Origin of the sequence: Bacteroides sp. UBA939 (assembly GCF_002293435.1) — a bacterium.
Lineage (GTDB): Bacteria > Bacteroidota > Bacteroidia > Bacteroidales > Bacteroidaceae > Bacteroides.
In genome coordinates this window covers 1-18,660 of record NZ_DBDF01000127.1, presented here as the reverse complement: position 1 = coordinate 18,660, position 18,660 = coordinate 1, and the positions used below count along the sequence as shown (strand labels likewise).

Annotated in this window: 11 protein-coding genes and 1 tRNA gene; 9 read left to right on the top strand and 3 right to left on the bottom strand. The window is 43.2% G+C overall.

All coding sequences use genetic code 11. The annotated features are described in order from the left end of the window. Positions 1 to 160: 160 nt before the first annotated feature. The 3 genes from B2Z67_RS08300 to B2Z67_RS08290 form a co-directional block, all read right to left on the bottom strand. Positions 161 to 1,480, bottom strand: coding sequence for an ATP-binding protein (locus B2Z67_RS08300; protein ID WP_291529356.1), 1,320 nt, complete (start codon positions 1,478 to 1,480; stop codon positions 161 to 163). 279 nt (positions 1,481 to 1,759) lie between these two features. Continuing rightward, positions 1,760 to 2,392: an FKBP-type peptidyl-prolyl cis-trans isomerase gene (locus B2Z67_RS08295; protein WP_291529355.1), complete on the bottom strand. Its 633-nt coding sequence runs from the start codon at positions 2,390 to 2,392 to the stop codon at positions 1,760 to 1,762. 21 nt (positions 2,393 to 2,413) lie between these two features. Continuing rightward, on the bottom strand, positions 2,414 to 3,955 hold the full coding sequence (locus B2Z67_RS08290; RefSeq protein WP_291529354.1) for a glycine--tRNA ligase: 1,542 nt from the start codon (positions 3,953 to 3,955) through the stop codon (positions 2,414 to 2,416). A gap of 618 nt (positions 3,956 to 4,573) precedes the next feature. On the opposite strand from B2Z67_RS08290, the gene B2Z67_RS08285 reads away from it, so the two are divergent. The 9 genes from B2Z67_RS08285 (at position 4,574) to B2Z67_RS08245 (ending at position 18,527) form a co-directional block, all read left to right on the top strand. Beyond that, a complete protein-coding gene (locus B2Z67_RS08285) occupies positions 4,574 to 5,893 on the top strand; it encodes an AAA family ATPase (protein WP_291529353.1) in 1,320 nt (439 codons plus the stop codon). Beyond that, positions 5,883 to 6,347 (top strand): hypothetical protein, encoded by a 465-nt coding sequence (locus B2Z67_RS08280; RefSeq protein ID WP_291529352.1) that lies wholly within the window; start codon positions 5,883 to 5,885, stop codon positions 6,345 to 6,347. Before B2Z67_RS08285 ends, B2Z67_RS08280 begins: the two co-directional genes overlap by 11 nt. Before the next feature lie 155 nt (positions 6,348 to 6,502). Further along, a complete protein-coding gene (locus tag B2Z67_RS08275; RefSeq protein ID WP_291529351.1) occupies positions 6,503 to 6,877 on the top strand; it encodes a hypothetical protein in 375 nt (124 codons plus the stop codon). Between the two features lie 154 nt (positions 6,878 to 7,031). Beyond that, positions 7,032 to 9,710 (top strand): DNA gyrase/topoisomerase IV subunit A, encoded by a 2,679-nt coding sequence (locus B2Z67_RS08270; RefSeq protein ID WP_291529350.1) that lies wholly within the window; start codon positions 7,032 to 7,034, stop codon positions 9,708 to 9,710. A gap of 197 nt (positions 9,711 to 9,907) precedes the next feature. Beyond that, a complete protein-coding gene (locus B2Z67_RS08265; RefSeq protein ID WP_291529349.1) occupies positions 9,908 to 10,753 on the top strand; it encodes a DUF3316 domain-containing protein in 846 nt (281 codons plus the stop codon). A gap of 33 nt (positions 10,754 to 10,786) precedes the next feature. After that, entirely contained in the window at positions 10,787 to 11,821 is a 1,035-nt protein-coding gene (locus B2Z67_RS08260) for a S41 family peptidase (RefSeq protein ID WP_291529348.1), read from the top strand. Positions 11,822 to 12,265: 444 nt separating this feature from the next. Beyond that, positions 12,266 to 12,347, top strand: a tRNA-Leu gene (locus B2Z67_RS08255). Positions 12,348 to 12,570: 223 nt separating this feature from the next. Then, positions 12,571 to 15,798: a glycoside hydrolase family 2 protein gene (locus B2Z67_RS08250; protein ID WP_291529347.1), complete on the top strand. Its 3,228-nt coding sequence runs from the start codon at positions 12,571 to 12,573 to the stop codon at positions 15,796 to 15,798. 200 nt (positions 15,799 to 15,998) lie between these two features. Beyond that, positions 15,999 to 18,527, top strand: coding sequence for a hypothetical protein (locus B2Z67_RS08245; RefSeq protein ID WP_291529346.1), 2,529 nt, complete (start codon positions 15,999 to 16,001; stop codon positions 18,525 to 18,527). Positions 18,528 to 18,660 lie beyond the last annotated feature (133 nt).

Sequence of the window (18,660 nt, the reverse complement as noted above, 5' to 3'; positions counted from 1 at the left end):
TCCCGGGAGGAGGAGAATAGAGATACTCCTGTTAATCACTAATCATTGACCATTTATCACAAATCACTAATCACTAACCCCTAATCACTAATTTACTAACCCCTAATCACCAATTCACTAATCCCTAATCACTAATTTACTACCCCCTAATCACCAACCCTTACTCCCTCCCCAACAACCCCTTCGTCTTATCCGCCAGGAATAAAGGTATATTCAGCAAATTCCCGTCCCGTTTCAAATTCAGCATCGAATACCGGATACGGCAAGCAGGCTGAAAGAGTTTCTCATATTGAATCAGACTTTTGCCCTGCACATTCCGGTCGGCTTTCACCTCTATCGGATAAATCTGATTAGCATATTGAAGTAAAAAGTCTATCTCCGCCTTATTGCCTGAACTCCAATAACGGAAAGGCGTTTGGAATTGCGCCGTGAGGCTTTGCAATATATAGTTCTCAGCCAATGCGCCTTTGTACTCAGAGTACGCAGGAGTAGGCAGCAATAAAATACCGGCATCCAATTCGGACAACCGCCTCAACAGCCCCAAATCCAATGCATAAAGTTTGAAAGTGCTCAAATCATCATAAGCTTTCAACGGCAACTTAGGCGATTTGCTAAGCAACACCTTATTAATAAGCCCCGCCTGCTCCAGCCACAGAATAGCATCCTCGTATTCCCTGGCACGCGCCCCCGGACGAACCAACTGATAAACAAACTTACGATTCTCTTTCGCCAACTGCGAAGGCAGCGAATTCCATACATAATTGATACGGGGAGCCAGAACCGCAGTTGTGTGCTTTACAAAATCCAAAGCATAACCATTCAGTATATCCTGAAGCGCCGAGTCAACCCTCTTCATATCATTAAAGTCAACCATCAAAGTGGCAGGTTCAGGCATACCTCCGCAGATGGAATAAGCAGTAAATGACTCTCGCAGCTTATCGAAAAAGATTTGTGGAAGGGGTTCTACTTTATCTATAGAATGCATGTATTCGTGCATAACCGGGTCTTTTGTCCTCAAAAATTCTGTAAAAGTGAGCGGATACATATAAAGATGGTTCACTTTCCCCACCGGAAACGACTTGCCTACATGATTCAGATAAATACCTAACAAAGACCCTGCACAGACCACTGCGTATTCGGGAGTCTCTTCACAGAAATATTTCAACGCATTCAGCGCTTCATTACATTCCTGAATCTCATCCAAAATCAGCAAAGTAGTCTGAGGCTCTATTTTCCTCCCATGCAAAAAAGACAGTTGCTGAATAATCCGCTGAGGGTCTTTAGTTGTTCTGAATATGTCGCAAAGTCCGCTCTCGTCTTTATCCAAACTGAAATAAGCGACATCCTCAAAATACTCCTTGCCGAAATACTTTAAGACCCACGTTTTACCTACCTGTCGTGCACCATGAACCACCAACGGCTTTCTGTTCGCATCCGTCTTCCATGCCTTTAATTGCCGGACAACATCTCTTTCAAACATAACGAATCACATTTTTGATATCAGAAACGTGTGAATAATCACATTTCTGATACGAGTTTTGTGCAAATATACACATTTTCAATAGGAAACAGCAAAATAAAGCCATAAGATTCAGGTAAAGGGATGCGAAGAAAAGAATTATAAGAATCCTATAAAGAAGGCTGTCCATTCCCTTCGGAATGACAGCCTCTATTATTGGTATTTAAAAAGAGTCTTACTCAACGGCGCTATCCGGCAGTATATCTAAAAGCCGAACAGCCGGGAATAATACTTTTAGAACTACAACGGAACTACTTCAGTCATAATCAAATCAAAAGTCAGCACAGAATAACCGGGAACACTTCCGTTACCGGCAGCAGCATACGCTGAATTATACGGAATATAAACTATCATACGCTCACCGGCATGCATGTACTGCAAAACCTCCCTCCATCCGGTTATCAATGAAGATGAACCCAGGTTAAACAAAACAGGTGAATCAAATACCGTCGGTTCATTCGCCGGCGGATTAGGAATATTTCGATCTGTTGCACCATAACCTGTGAAAGTTCCATCAAACCTGGCGCCGGTAATCAGTGTACCGTAATAATGTACGTAAGCCGATCCTGCAAAGAGTGGACGATCCCCACTTGGGTTCTTTCTCAGTTTTTTGCAATATATATACTCAGGATTTTTACCTGTACTGATAAAATTATTCATCACATAGAACATCTCTCCTTCCTGAACCATTTCCAGTTGCTCCAATTTGCTTACCAACCTACTACCGGCAACCACTTTTATTGAATCAATGAACGCTTCATTACGCTTCTGCCAGTTCGCATACTTACCTTCCTCTTCCACTTCTTCGCAAGAAGTGAATACGCCTGCCATGAACAGCAGGAAAGGCAAAAATACCAAGAGTCTTCTTTTCATTCTAATCATTTATATGTTAGGTTACTGCAACATCTTCAGCAGCGAAGTTACGCTGACACGATCTGCTATAATATTATTCAGTTCAGCGATAGCCACGCGTTCCTGCTGCATCGTATCACGGTTACGCAGTGTCACGCAGTTATCCTCCAGAGTTTGATGGTCAACTGTTACGCAGTATGGAGTACCGATAGCGTCCTGACGACGGTAGCGTTTGCCGATAGAGTCTTTTTCATCATACTGGCAATGGAAGTGGAACTTCAGGCTGTCGATGATTTCACGCGCCTTTTCGGGCAGACCGTCTTTCTTCACCAACGGCATCACAGCGAGTTTCACAGGAGCCAACGCGGCAGGCAATTTCAACACTACGCGGCTTTCTCCGTTTTCTAACTGTTCTTCACAATAAGAAGCAGAGATGATGCTGAGGAACATACGGTCAACGCCTATGGAGGTTTCGATAACGTACGGAGTGTAGGATTCATTCAGTTCCGGATCGAAGTACTTGATGCTCTTGCCCGAGAATTTCTCATGCTGGGACAAGTCAAAGTTGGTACGACTGTGGATGCCTTCTACTTCCTTGAAACCGAACGGCATCAGGAATTCGATATCGGTAGCGGCATTAGCGTAGTGAGCCAGCTTGTCATGGTCGTGATAACGGTAATGGTCGTCACCAAAGCCCAGCGCTTTATGCCACTTCAAACGGGTTTCTTTCCACGTCTTGAACCAGTCCAGTTCCGTTCCGGGCTTCACAAAGAACTGCATTTCCATCTGTTCGAACTCACGCATACGGAAGATGAACTGACGGGCAACAATCTCGTTACGGAAAGCCTTACCAATCTGTGCAATGCCGAAAGGTACTTTCATACGTCCGGTTTTCTGTACATTGAGGTAGTTCACAAAGATGCCTTGAGCCGTTTCCGGACGCAGGTAAATCTTCATGGCGCCATCTGCCGTGGAACCCATTTCGGTGGAAAACATCAGGTTAAACTGGCGAACTTCCGTCCAGTTCTTCGTACCGCTGATGGGGCAAACGATTTCTTCGTCCAGGATAATCTGGCGGAGTTCATCGAGGTTGCTATCATTGAGGGCTTTTGCGAAACGTTCGTGCAAAGCGTTGCGCTTAGCCTGATTCTCGAGTACGCGGGCGTTCGTGCTACGGAACTGTGCTTCGTCAAAAGCGTCTCCGAAGCGTTTGGCTGCCTTCGCTACTTCTTTATCTATCTTATCATCGTACTTGGCGAGTTGGTCTTCAATCAGTACGTCGGCACGATAGCGTTTTTTGGAGTCACGGTTGTCAATCAACGGGTCGTTGAATGCGTCCACGTGCCCGCTGGCTTTCCAGATAGTGGGGTGCATGAATATAGCGGAATCAATGCCGACAATGTTTTCGTGCAACAGCACCATACTCTGCCACCAGTATTGCTTAATGTTATTTTTCAGTTCCACACCCATCTGCCCGTAGTCATACACAGCTCCCAGTCCGTCGTAAATGTCGCTGGAAGGGAATACGAAGCCATATTCCTTGCAATGTGATACGAGTTTCTTAAAAACGTCTTCTTGTGCCATCTTTCTTGTTGTATCTATTAATTTTAATCCTGTTCTTTATTAAAAAGCGCCACAAAGATAGGGATTTATATCGTAAGTCGGGCAGGTGGGTTATTAATTTATCTTATCGTTGCAAACTCTCGCCTTGCACTCCCGCCATAATTTGCCCGGTAAGGAAGGCTGCGACGCCATTGTCGTAGAAAACCGCGCCGACTCCACAGCCCGACCGCACTGATTCCATGCCTGAACCGTACCGGGTAGTTATTTATAGCTTACCTGTTCCTTACCTTCTCCTTGTCTATAGAACCGAATTTGCAAAGGAGCAGGTAAGGAGCAGGTAAGGAGCAGACAAGGGTGAAACAGGGAGAAAGAATAGCTCGGATAGTCGGTGAGAAAAGTCAGCAGGCGGCACGCTGACAAGTTCGAGGATATATCGGTCCCTAACCGGCTTATTTTAAGCGTTAAATCAGATATTCTGCGAATTTTTCTCATTTTTTATTGTTTGCGGATTTAAAAAAACGATTATCTTTGCGAAAAATAACCCCAATACACACAAGTAAGATGATAATAGAATTTAGCGTAAGCAATTACTTATCGTTCAAAAGCCCTGTCACCTTTAGCATGATAGGCTCAAACTCCGTGAAGGAATTAGAAGGCGAAAACGAAGATCTGAACAATGTCTTTACAGATAATAGCAAAAAAGTGAAATATCTTAAAAGTGCTGCTATTTATGGTGCAAATGGTAGCGGAAAGAGCAATCTGTTTTCAGCCCTCAGCTTCTTCCGGGCATTTATATTAAATTCATCCAGAGAAAGTCTTGCTGAAGAAGAAATTAAAGTAACGCCTTTTTTGTTTAGTTCCTTGACCGAGAAATTAGAGTCTTCCTTCGAAATGATTTTCATGATTGAAGACACCCGTTATAGATATGGATTTGAAGTCACTAAAAATGAAATCGTTTCCGAATGGCTGTTTTTCTTGAATACAAACGAATCGACCAGAGAAAGCAACTGCTTTACCCGTGAATACCAGGAAATAAAAGTAAATTCAAAAACCTTCAGAGAAGGAAAGGACGTTGAGACCCGGACAAGAAAAAACACCTTATTCCTTTCTTCCGTAGCACAGTGGAATGGCGAGAAATCTATCCTGATACAAAATTGGTTTAAAGAACATATCAATATTCTGTCGGGAGATTCGACAGATACCGTCGGATATACCGTTAATAAATTTCTTAATAATCCGACTTTCAAAAAAACTGTTATTGATTTCATAAGGTTAGTAGATGTTGGGATAGAGGATATCCATATTGAAGAACAAATATTGGGAGAAGTCATTCCGGAAATAACTGAGGCTAAAAAATATCCCAAAATAAATTCATTGATCAGTGAACTGCAAGAGGAATTAAAAAAGAATTTTTCCCAAAGCGGGCTTAAAAAATTAGAAAGAAAAGAATTCGAAATAACATCCTATCATAAGAAATATGATGAGGCAATGAATTTAATGGAGTTAGCAGAATTGAAATTCGGATTAGAATCTGCCGGAACACAAAGGTTGTTTGCTCTTTTAGGCCCATGGTTCGATACACTGGAAAATGGAAGCGTTCTTGTTATAGACGAATTTGGAAGCAATATTCACACCAAGTTATCCATAGAATTGCTAAAAATATTCCAGTCAACAATCAATACAACCAATGCCCAATTGATTTTTGCATCACATGATACTAACTTATTAAGAAACGATTTATTCCGCCGCGACCAAATCTGGTTCACAGAGAAAGACAGCGCATCCGGCAGTTCAGACCTGTACTCTTTAGTCGAATACAAAATAAATCAAGCCACAAGTGTGCGAAACGACGCCTCGTTTGAGAAGGATTATCTAATAGGAAAATACGGTGCGATTCCATATTTTGGCGATATAGCCCGCTTCGTAAATGAATTTTCAAAGACCGCCGATGATGAATAAATTCAAGAAAAAGTTTAGCAGTATCGACGAAAAGTCTCTTGAACGCCGAAGCAACACCAAAGAGGAGAGAAAAGTAAAAGAGGATTTGCCTAAGGTTGTATTCAGCTTTAAGGACTTTGATGTAAGGCAAATTCCGCCAGGTCAATCATATCCGGAGTGGCAAGAGAAGAAGTTGCTGGCATACATGGTAGAAAAATTCGGTGAAATATGCAAATGTAATATGGTAGAAGCACAACAACAACGTATGATTAAGATATATGGAGCTTTTCCACCATCTTCCGGATTTAGATATCCTCAAACCGTGATTCAAGATAAAAACATCAACTGGGCAGTGGTTATGGATATTAAAGGACAGAAGCCCAGAGTTGCAGGACATATTATAGGGAATGTGTTTTATGTTGTCTTTCTCGATGCGGAACATTTATTCTTCCCGTCGGAACTTAAGCATACGTGATATGGCAGGATAGTAATTATTCATTTTGAATTATACGATTTGTATAATTCAAATACATACCCTTCGTTCATCACTGGTTTAATGTTTATGAGCGGGAAATTAACGAGGAGGACATACTGAAAATATACCATCTATTTGACGGCAATACGTATTATATGCAGAAGACCTTTCACGAGGCTTTCATCAACACCCCTGCAGGTGGTGCATGTACGCCGGATACATTAAGAGAAACAGTCGATGAGATTCTGGATGAAGCAGGCAGAGGCTATCGTCAGATGTTGTCCAGGATTCCCGAACGGCAGAAAGAGTTGCTATATGCCATAGCCGCGGAAGGCAAAGCAGAGAAAATCATGAGCGCCGGTTTCATCCGCAAGTATTCATTGGTTTCCAGTAGCGCTATTCAGGCGGCTGCCCGCAAATTGATGGAACTGGATTTGCTGTCGGTAGAAGACAATACTTATTTCATCCCGGATATTCTATTCCGCATGTATCTTCAACGGTTGAGAAATAACAATATGGTTTTCATCTGACATATACCCCCTGTTTAAGACGCCTAAGCAAGCGGTCAGCATTCGTGATTCGGGAAAAAGAATCTTCTCTTGCAGGTTTTACCGATAAAATTCGTATTTTTGCATTCGACTGAAAAAACCAGTGAATATACAGAATAGATATCCCCAAACAGATATGAGCGAAGACTTGGAAGTTCCGAAAGAAGACTTGGAGAATGAACTCCCGGAAGGGAGTGAAGGACATTCGGATTATAAACCCGCAGATACGAAAGACGTAAAAGCTAAGCATCAACTTAGTGGTATGTACCAGAACTGGTTTCTGGACTATGCTTCGTATGTCATCCTGGAACGTGCCGTTCCCCATATTAACGATGGTTTGAAACCCGTACAACGGCGTATCCTGCACTCTATGAAGCGCATGGAGGACGGACGTTATAACAAGGTGGCAAACATCGTAGGCCACACCATGCAGTTCCACCCGCATGGCGATGCTTCCATTGGTGACGCACTGGTACAGCTGGGACAGAAAGATTTGCTTGTAGACTGCCAAGGAAACTGGGGTAACATACTTACAGGCGACGGCGCCGCCGCTTCCCGTTACATTGAAGCGCGCCTGTCCAAGTACGCCCTCGATGTAGTATTCAACCCCAAAACCACCGAATGGAAACTTTCTTATGACGGACGAAACAAGGAACCGGTAACCTTACCCGTGAAATTCCCCTTGCTCTTAGCGCAGGGTGTGGAAGGCATTGCGGTAGGTCTTTCATCCAAGATACTACCCCACAACTTCAATGAGCTTTGCGATGCTTCCATCTCTTTCCTGAATGGTGAGGAATTTAAACTTTATCCCGATTTTCAGACGGGAGGAAGCATTGACGTAGCCAAATACAACGATGGCGAACGCGGCGGCGCAGTACGCGTACGTGCCAAAATAGAGAAGGTGGACAACAAGACGCTTGCCATCAAAGAAATTCCTTACGGGAAAACTGTTGCCAGCGTCTGCGACTCCATAGTGAAGGCAAGCGAAAAGGGAAAAATCAAAATCAAGAAGGTAGAAGACCTGACCTCCGGCAACGTGGAAATTCTGGTTCATCTGGCGCCAGGCGTGTCTTCGGACAAGACCATCGACGCCCTCTATGCCTTTACGGATTGCGAGATAAGTATCTCTCCCAACTGTTGCGTGATTGATGATAGCAAACCTCACTTCCTTACGATTAGTGACGTACTGAGGAAATCGGCCGACAATACTTTATCCTTGCTACAACAAGAGCTTGAAATACGCAAAAACGAAATCCTGGAAAGCCTGCATTTCGCATCGCTCGAAAAGATTTTCATTGAAGAGCGCATTTACAAGGATAAGGAATTTGAGGAGGCAAAGAATATTGATGCAGCCTGCAAACACATCGACAAGCGCCTGACGCCTTACTACTCACAGTTTATTCGCGAAGTGACCAAAGAGGACATCCTCAAGCTGATGGAAATCAAGATGGGACGTATCCTTAAGTTCAACTCCGACAAGGCCGACGAGCTGATAGCCCGCATGAAAGCGGACATCGAAGAGGTTGACAATCATCTTGCCCACATTGTAAAGTACACCACCGACTGGTTCCGGATGCTGAAAGACAAATACGGCAAGAACTTCCCCCGCCGTACAGAGTTACGCAACTTCGATATCATTGAGGCAGCCAAGGTAGTAGAAGCCAATGAAAAACTATACATCAACCGCGAAGAGGGTTTCATCGGCACTGCACTGAAGAAAGACGAGTTCCTCAGCAACTGTTCGGATATTGACGACGTTATCATTTTCTTCCGCAACGGTAAGTACATCATCACGCCGGTAGCGGATAAGAAATTCGTAGGTAAAAATATCCTTTATGCCACCATATTCAAGAAGAATGATAAACGAACCATATACAACGTGGTATATCGCAACGGAAAAGAGGGAATGCACTACATCAAACGCTTTGCCGTAACCGCCATCGTACGCGACCGTGAATATGATGTCACCCAGGGAACTCCCGACTCCCGCGTGGTTTACTTCAGCGCCAACCCCAACGGTGAAGCCGAAGTAATTAAAGTGACCCTGAAACCGAACCCGCGCGTTCGCCGGATTATCTTTGAGGAAGACTTCAGCAAAATCAACATCAAAGGACGCCAATCTATAGGTAATATCCTCACCAAACTACCCGTTCACAAGGTTGCCTTGAAGCAACGCGGCGGTTCTACCCTGGGCGGACGAAGGGTGTGGTTCGACCGTGATATCCTGCGCCTCAACTACGACGGACGCGGTGAATACCTCGGTGAATTCCACAGCGACGAATTAATCCTCGTAGTGCTGAACAACGGTGACTTCTACATCACGAACATCGACCTCAGCAACCACTACGAAGACTCGATACGTATAATGGAGAAATACGATCCGAACAAGATATGGACTGCCGTACTCTACGATGCCGACCAGCAGAACCTTCCCTATATCAAACGTTTCTGCATGGAAGCAACCGGACGTAAACAGAATTATATAGGGGAAAACAAGAACAATCGCCTGCTGCTGCTGACGGATGAATATTATCCTCGCCTGGAAGTTATATTCGGCGGGCACGACAGTTTCCGTGAACCGATGATTATAGAAGCGGACGAATTCATCGCCGTAAAAGGTTTCAAGGCAAAAGGGAAACGTATCACCACCTTCACAATGGAGACGGTCAACGAGTTGGAACCTACGCGTCAGCCCGAAGTGCGGCAGGAGCCGGAAGACAGGGAAGAAGAAGAGCCTGAGATTCTGGATCCCGATTACGGTAAAAGCGATGATGACATCCGGGATGAGTTAACGGGGCAGATGAAGCTGTTTTAAACTAAACACAGAGGCACAGAGACACAGAGTCTTTTCTCTCTGCGACGTAGTCACCCTCTCTGTGTGCTCTTGTTCAGGTTCTCTTCTTAAAAGAAAGAAAAAACACTGTGGCTCTGTACCTCTGTGTTCAAGCATAATTTATCATTTACAATATAAGCTAATTATGATTAAGTACTAACTAAACAACTATGTTTTTAATGAAATTATATAAGATAGGAATAATAACAGGATGCCTGCTCTTGTGGGGGGGAAGCATAAAAGCGCAAAGCGTTGAAGACAGGGCGTTGCAGGAGTTAAAGGCAGATTCTTCGGCAAGGACACGCTTTGTAACCCGCGCCACGATGTACGGCGTGGGCTATACCAATGTTTTCGACACCTATCTGTCCCCGCAAGAATATACAGGTATCGACTTTCGCATTTCGCGCGAAAGCATGCGTATGACCAAGTGGATGAACGGCAATCTATCCTCGCAAAGCTTTTTCCAGGCGGACGTAAGCTATACCCGGAATCATACGGAGAACAACAACGCATTTTCAGGTTTGGCAAACTGGAATTACGGATTGCATTATCATTTCCCGATTACTTCCAACTTCAAGCTGCTTGCCGGAGGGCTTATCGACCTGAACGGCGGTTTCGTTTACAACCTTCGGAATGGTAACAATCCGGCGCAGGCACGCGCCTACATCAACTTGGACGCGTCAGGCATGGCTATATGGGACTTGCGAATTAAAAACTATCCGCTGACCTTGCGCTATCAAGTCAACCTGCCTTTCATGGGGATGATGTTCTCACCGCATTACGGACAGTCATACTATGAGATATTTACTTTGGGTAACCGGGATGGAATTATCAATTTCACCTCCCTGCACAACCAGCCCTCTTTGCGGCAAATGATAACTGCCGACTTCCCCGTAGGAAAGGTAAAAATGCGCCTCGCTTATATATGGGATGCGCAACAGGCTAAAGTGAACAACATAAAGACACATGCCTACTCTCACGTATTCATGGTGGGCGTCGTGAAAGAATTATTTTTCATTAAATGATAAGGGTTAATCATAGCTGATAAATGACAGACGATGAAGATAAAAAGAACATATTATATCAGTAAGTTGAGATGGCTTGGGGTAATTGTCATGTTACTGCCTTTGCTGTCGGGCTGTATCCGGGAAGAAGAGTTCGAGAATTCCCCGCAAGGCAATTTCGAGGCTTTGTGGAAAATTATCGACGAGCAATATTGTTTCCTTGATTATAAACAAATAGACTGGGATGCCATTCACAATAAATACCAGCCGCTCATAACCTCCAACATGACTAATGACGGTTTATTCGAAGTGCTTGGCAACATGTTGGCTGAATTAAAAGACGGACATGTCAATCTGTACAACGCCTCGAATACGGCGCGATACTGGGACTGGTATCTGGATTATCCGCGCAACTTCAACGAAGGGATCATCGAACGAACATACCTCGGACGGGATTATCGTATCGCCGGAGGCATGAAGTACAAGATACTCGAAGACAACATAGGATACATCTACTATGAATCATTCTCCAGCGGTGTCGGCAACGGCAACCTTGATGAAATACTCTCCTACCTTGCTCCCTGCAACGGATTGATTATTGATGTACGCAATAACGGCGGAGGAACCCTCACCTACTCCACGAGTATTGCCGCCCGTTTCACTAACGAAAAAACACTAACAGGTTATATTCAACATAAAACAGGGAAAGGGCACAATGACTTTTCCAACCCCGAACCTATCTACCTGGAGCCTTCGAACAGCATCCGTTGGCAAAAGAAGGTGATGCTCCTTGCCAATCGTCATTCTTATAGCGCTACAAATGATTTTGTGAATGCCATGCGCTACTTCCCGAATGTCACCCTGGTAGGTGACAAAACCGGTGGCGGTTCAGGATTACCTTTCTCTTCGGAACTTCCCAACGGTTGGGCAGTACGCTTTTCCGCAAGCCCACATCTGGATGCGGAAAAGAAACATATCGAGTTCGGTATAGACCCGGATGAGAAAATAGATATGGTGAAAGAGGATGAAGACAAGGGAATTGATACCATTATAGAAAGGGCGCGCGAACTTCTAAAAATTGACCGGTAATTACGCTTGTTTATCTTTGTACCGTTACGAACCATATATATATCGTGCACGAACCATATATATCCCTTAGTTCGCAAACAAAGATTTTTCACCCGCAGATTGCGCAGATAACACAGTTCGGGTTTTAAATAAATCCGTGTAAGTGTCTCGTCATAAATAGTTTGTATTATAAATGAGAATTTAGTAGTGAGAATAGATACGCGGACGACGCGGATTAAGCGGACGAACGCGGATTCTTATCTTCTTAGTGATACTACTGTTAATCACTTATCACTAAACACTAACCACTGCGAAGCTCCGCTTCGCAAAACCCTCATTTATAGTATAAAATAATTCGGTTGAAGTTCTTATTCTGCGGATTAAAAATACATGAATAATGCAGGTTAGAACTTGTTGGAACGGAAAAAACTTCCTATCTTTGCCGACGCTAAACAAAAATAGCCTGCGGATGTGGCGTAATTGGCAGCCGCGCCAGACTTAGGATCTGGTGCCGAGAGGCGTGTAGGTTCGAGTCCTATCATCCGCACAACAATCAGGGTATTTATAGGCAAAAGCCCACTAAAATGATCGTTTTAGTGGGCTTTTTCTATATTTTTAACTCGACATCTCCTCGAGTCACTTAATTTATAGGCGATTAATACGTTTTTAAGTCTATTTTAATCCGGTTTTGAGTAACTTTTTAATATCCTGTCGCTTACTTTGGAGGCAAATCATAAATGTGTTTAACACCTAAATTAACAGTATTTTTAATGAAACAAAAAGCGATTTTAGCATGCTTGCTGTCAGCCTTGTTTTTATTACCCGGCGAGGTAATGGGGCAGAGTGCGTCGAGCGATGGAAAATTGGTGTATGATTTTGCATTTGCACCAAGTGAAGGTATTGTGAACAGAACCGAAAAAGAGTATAGGAAAGAGATTTGCCTGAATGGATTTTGGGATTTCCAACCTGTGGCTTTGCCGCAAGGATATGTGCAAGGCAAAGGCATTGTACCGGAATTGCCGCTTCCACAAGAAAATGAATGGAGCAAAACACGCATAAAGATTCCATCACCATGGAACGTCAACTCTTTTGCTAACAGAAACGTGGAAGGCCCCGACCATCGCAACTATCCATCTTACCCGAAGGAATGGGATCAAGTGAGAATGGCATGGATGAAGAAGAGCATAACCATTCCCGCGGATTGGGACGGACAACAGATAAAACTCTATTTTGAAGCGGTGTCCGGATATACGGAAGTATATGTGAATAAGGAGAAAGTCGGTGAGAATTTTGATATCTTCCTCCCGTTCAGCATAGACATTACGGATAAGGTAGTTGCCGGTGAAAGGATTGAAGTGTGGGTAGGCGTCCGGAGCCAGTCTTTATTTGAAAACAACTCTACTATTGGTCGCCGCATTATTCCGGCAGGCTCTATGTGGGGGTATCATATTGTTGGTATCTGGCAGGATGTATATCTGCTGGCATTGCCCAAAGTGTATGTGGAAGATGTATATGTGAAGCCGCTCGTTTCGAAGAATATGCTTGAGCTGGAAGTAACCGTGCAGAATAATACGGAGAAGAAAGCCGACTTGCAGATTCAGGGCAATATCAACGAATGGGTGAATTTAGCGGGAACAGATATTAATTCGGCTCCGGTACCTGCTTGGGAGTTGGGAGAGGAAGCGCTGAAAATAGCTCCCGTCAAGGTAGCTGTTCCTGCCAATACCTCAACAAAGGTGGTATTGCAGGTTCCGGTATCCGGTGAACTGAACTTCTGGACACCCGAACAGCCTAATCTTTATGCTGTACTGCTTTCATTGCAGACAAAGAAACAAACTTTGGACGTCAAGTACGAACGCTTCGGATGGCGTGAATGGACTCTGCAAGGTACTACGCAATGCCTGAACAGTAAACCTTACCAGTTGAGAGGCGATTCATGGCATTTTATGGGAATTCCGCAGATGACGCGCAGATATGCATGGGCCTGGTTTACTGCCATTAAGGGTATGAATGGGAATGCAGTTCGTCCTCATGCACAAATCTATCCCCGCTTTTATCTGGATGTAGCTGACGAAATGGGTATTTGTGTTTTGAATGAAACGGCCAATTGGGCAAGCGACGGTGGCCCGAAATTGGATTCTGACCTCTTCTGGGAAGCATCGAAAGACCATCTGAGACGTTTCGTACTCAGAGATCGCAATCATGCCTCCGTATTTGGCTGGAGCATCAGTAATGAAAACAAGCCGGTGATTCTGCATGTATATAACAGACCGGAACTGATGCCTCAGCAGAAAAAGGCTTGGGAAGACTGGAGGGATATTGTCCGCACCAACGATCCTACCCGCCCGTGGATTTCTGCTGACGGTGAGGATGATGGAGACGGTATATTGCCGGTTACGGTAGGTCACTATGGTGATATGGGGTCAATGAAACATTGGATAGAAATAGGTAAGCCCTGGGGTATCGGTGAACATAGTATGGCCTACTACGGTACTCCGGAACAAGTTGCCAAGTATAATGGTGAAAGAGCTTATGAGTCCCAACTGGGACGTATGGAGGGATTGGCAAATGAATGTTACCACCTGCTTGCCAACCAACGTTCGATGAATGCTTCTTACAGTACGGTATTCAATATGGCATGGTATGCTCTGAAACCTCTGCCGCTGGGTAAGAAAGACTTAACTACGAAGCCGGATATCGACAAAGACGGTATCTTCTTCACGGAATATAAAGAAGGTGTGCCGGGCGTACAACCGGAACGTGTTGGACCTTATTGTACTACATTCAATCCGGGATATGACCCGAACCTGCCTTTGTATGACACATGGCCTATGTACGATGCCATGCGTGCGGCCAATGCACCGGGACATCCTGCCTGGTCGGCATATACTGAGATTGACAAGAAGCAATATGAAACCCCGGCAGCGGCTCCTGCAGAGAAATATGAGGAAGTTGTTTTCATTGGAGGAGCGGATAGCAAGTTAAAGAATATATTGGACACACAAGGTGTGAAGTTTGCCACTAAAGTGACAGCTCCTGCACGGATGATTTATATCGTAGATGGTACTTACGCTTTATCTGCCGCCGAAAAGAAAAGCCTGTTGGCCAACATTGCCAAAGGCGCCGATGTGTGGATATGGGGATTGACGCCTGAAACCGTAAATGTTTATAATGAGATATTGCCTCTCCCGGTAGCATTGGACAACCTGAAGCGTTCTTCTTTCCTGCCTGTACAGAAGTCATGGATTCGTGGATTGAACAATTCTGATTTCTACTTCTGCGAACTTCAGCGGGCGGATGCTTCGGAATATTCTTTGAAAGGTGCTTTAGTGGAAGAAGGAGATGTATTGCTGAACGCCTGTAAGACAGATTGGAGAGCCTGGAATAAACGTCCGGAAGAAATCAAGACCGCCAGTACGATACGAAGCGAGTATGAATGTACAGCCGCTACTCCTGTATTTGTAAAATATCAAAATAGCGATGCCTGCTTCTATGTCAGTACACTGAAAGAGTTTACTAACTCAGAAAAGGGGTATAATACGTTAGGAGCAATCTTGAAGAATGCCGGAATTGGCTGCCGGGAGATTGAAGTAAAATCAAACGAAGTTTTCTTCTTGCGCGACAATGAACTGGTATTCCCGGTTGCCACAAAAGAAAAGTTAGTAAAAACAGCCACCGGATGGGCATTGGATATTTATGTATTCAGTCCTCGCCCATTGGACGACCTGCTGATTGAACCTAATATGCCTAAACTGACTTTGGTGGTGAAAGCCAAAGAATGTCAGCTTACTATTAACGATAAGGTATATACAGCTACCGGGCAAAATAGCCGTGAAGCTATTTATAAAGAGTTGCCCTTGTTGCAAGGTTGGAATAAGTTAAGTCTCAAAATCGGAGAAAGAGATAAGAATGAATTCAATGGTAACTTCAGATGTGATAACAGAAATGAATTCCTCTCTTCGTTGAAAGCGTTGTTCGTGAATCCTGAAGCGAAATAAAGAATGGCAGGTAAATGGATTGGAGGTAAAGCGTAGTTTTTTTGATAGGTTCAGTATTGGACTATCTCTATTAGCTTCTCTNNGAAGCTAATAGAGATAGTCCTGCTTATAAACTCCTGAATATGAATAATACAGGTTAGAGCTTATAAGTCGTTTTATATTTTTTTTGTACCTTTGTATAGCGTTCTTTAAACAGAAATATGAAAAACTATTGCAGATACATCTTACTTGTGTTCCTCCTGTGTACCGGAGCGAATCTATTTGCCTCTGTCTATAATAATGGACTCTATTTCAGGTCTCATTTCACTCTTAGTACTGAAAGAACCTCTCTCATCCTGGATGAAAATAAGCCTTTTGAGGTTGAAAATGAATTTACCATTTCTTTTCAAATGTGGGTACGTAATAACGAACCGGATTTCGGGTCGATTCTACATTTGTACACTAATACAAATCAATTGATCCGCTTCTCGTTTGTTGCAGGAAGACGTTCTCACTATCCGGCATTGGTTTTTAATGAAGGAATGGTGACGATTGACAGCCCTATAGAAAGAGAACAATGGGTGTCCGTTTCTTTGCAGATGAATATGAATAATAATTCCATTGAAGTAAGTTATGCAGGGAAAGACACTACTATAATGGTACCTTTACGCGGCACACATCAAGTGAGGGCGTTGTTTGGTTATGCTCCCGAATATCTGGCGGATATAGCACCGATCAATTTGAGGAATGTAAAAATAGCGCAGGATGGGAAGCAAACTCGTGAATGGCGGTTATGGAAACATAATGATGATATCTGCTATGATGAAATAGACGGTGCCATATCCCGGGCACAGTTTCCCAATTGGTTAATAGATAATCATATTGAATGGAAGCAGATCTATAGAGGAACAGTTCCCCACAGGTTGGATGTTGCCTTCAATGCTGCTGATGCTTTATTTTATCTGGTAAAGCCGAACAAGGTGGAGGTGATGGATGAAAATGGGGTCATAACAAGTGAGATTAATGTGCAGGGAGGATATCCGGCAATGGAATTTACTGATCACCTTATTTTTGATACCCTTACTAATAAATTAGCGTCTTACTCTCTGTCACAAAAGCGTGTCTCTTTCTTTTCTTTTGAAACAAACCGGTGGAGTTCAGTTGAGCGCAATAAAGAGGAACCCAGCTATTACAATCATGCCCGTACGTATAATCCGGCAGATTCTTCTTTTTATTTTTTTGGCGGATATGGTTTTTACAGGTATCAAAACGATTTGTTTCGCATGAATTTTATTGCTGAAAAGATGGAAGTCATTCAGTATGAGCCATTACTTAATCCTCGTTATTCTTCCGCAGTAGCAGTTGTTGGTGATGAACTTTATATTTTGGGTGGTAGAGGAAATAAGCATGGCAAACAGGAATTAAGTTCTCACTTCTACACCGAGCTTTGTGCTATTGACCTGAAAAGACACAAGTCGCGTGTGGTCTGGAAAAAAGAACAGACGGATGCCCCTATGCTAATGGCTTCATCTATGTATTTTGAGCCTGAAGACAGCTCTTTTTATGCAGTATCCCTGGAAAATGGCGGAGTTCTTTGGAAAGTATCCATGAATGATACAATTTGGACTGCTGTTTCAATGCCTATTCATAATAATGTGATTCATCAGGATTGTGATTTTAGTTTTTATTCATCTCCATCTCATGATAAACTCTTCCTGGTAATGGATAAAATACAGATCGATCGCACACATGATGTATCTATTTATTCCATAAATACCCCATTGATGAGTCAGGCTGATATTATGCAGCCCCGGGAAGAGGTGTCGGAGGATACTTGGCTGTGGTATTGGCTGTCTGCCTGGCTTTTGCTGATATCTGTTGCTGGCTTTCTATATAATAAAAGGAGTAGAAGTAAAAAACGGAAAATCATGTTAGAAAACACGACAGGTGTAATAAGAGAGAAAATAGATGAAAGTCTATCAATAATGCCTGAACCTGTAGAATGTTATTTTGATCGCAGTCATTCAGCAATATCCTTACTTGGAACATTCAATATAAGGGATAAAAAGGGCAATGACATAACTTCGAACTTTACCCCCCGCCTGAAGAGCCTTTTGATTTTATTGATTCTTTATACAGAAAAGAATGAGAAAGGAATTCTGACAAGGAAAGTGACTGAGATACTTTGGTCGGACAAAGATGAAGTTGCTGCCAGAAATAATAGATATGTCACATTAAGCAAGTTGCGTGTATTATTAGAAGATGTGGGTGATGTGGAAGTGATTAGCGAGGGCGGATTCTTGAAAATGAAGTGGAAAGAAAATGTATTCTGTGATTATTGCACAGCGTTTCGGGATATGGAATTGTTTCGGCGGAACGGTACTCAAAAAGATGATGTGTTTTTAAATCAGATATTGGAACTGTTATTGTATGGCCCTTTGTTATCTAATATCATTGTTGACTGGCTGGATGAATTTAAGGATGAATATTCCAGTCTTTCTATTGATTTACTAAGGAATCTGTTGGATATAGAATGTCGGAAAAACAATCATGAAATGATTCTTCGCATTACCGATATCATGTTTCTGCATGACCCATTGAATGAAGATGCCTTATCTGCCAAATGCTCTGTGTTGTTTTCAGAGGGAAAAAAAGGAATTGCAAAGAGTATTTACGACCGCTTCTGTAAAGAGCATAAGGAATCTTTAGGGGAAGACTACAAGATACCACTTTCCAAATTATGTGAATAAGAGCCTGTTTAAATTCTGCTCAGCATTAGTTTCGCCCAAAACATCTTTCATTATTCATGCGAATCAGGAGTTAAAGGAGTTATCGCTTCGAGGAGTTAAAGGAATTAAAGCCGATACTCCGTTTATGCTTTAA

What these genes read in the sequence shown, in the direction of transcription:
- B2Z67_RS08270 (WP_291529350.1), top strand. Translation starts at nt 7,032, where the DNA reads ATGAGCGAAGACTTGGAAGTTCCGAAAGAAGACTTGGAGAATGAACTC.
- B2Z67_RS08275 (WP_291529351.1), top strand. Translation starts at nt 6,503, where the DNA reads ATGCAGAAGACCTTTCACGAGGCTTTCATCAACACCCCTGCAGGTGGT.
- B2Z67_RS08245 (WP_291529346.1), top strand. Translation starts at nt 15,999, where the DNA reads ATGAAAAACTATTGCAGATACATCTTACTTGTGTTCCTCCTGTGTACC.
- B2Z67_RS08300 (WP_291529356.1), bottom strand. Translation starts at nt 1,480, where the DNA reads ATGTTTGAAAGAGATGTTGTCCGGCAATTAAAGGCATGGAAGACGGAT.
- B2Z67_RS08250 (WP_291529347.1), top strand. Translation starts at nt 12,571, where the DNA reads ATGAAACAAAAAGCGATTTTAGCATGCTTGCTGTCAGCCTTGTTTTTA.
- B2Z67_RS08280 (WP_291529352.1), top strand. Translation starts at nt 5,883, where the DNA reads ATGATGAATAAATTCAAGAAAAAGTTTAGCAGTATCGACGAAAAGTCT.
- B2Z67_RS08260 (WP_291529348.1), top strand. Translation starts at nt 10,787, where the DNA reads ATGAAGATAAAAAGAACATATTATATCAGTAAGTTGAGATGGCTTGGG.
- B2Z67_RS08290 (WP_291529354.1), bottom strand. Translation starts at nt 3,955, where the DNA reads ATGGCACAAGAAGACGTTTTTAAGAAACTCGTATCACATTGCAAGGAA.
- B2Z67_RS08265 (WP_291529349.1), top strand. Translation starts at nt 9,908, where the DNA reads ATGAAATTATATAAGATAGGAATAATAACAGGATGCCTGCTCTTGTGG.
- B2Z67_RS08295 (WP_291529355.1), bottom strand. Translation starts at nt 2,392, where the DNA reads ATGAAAAGAAGACTCTTGGTATTTTTGCCTTTCCTGCTGTTCATGGCA.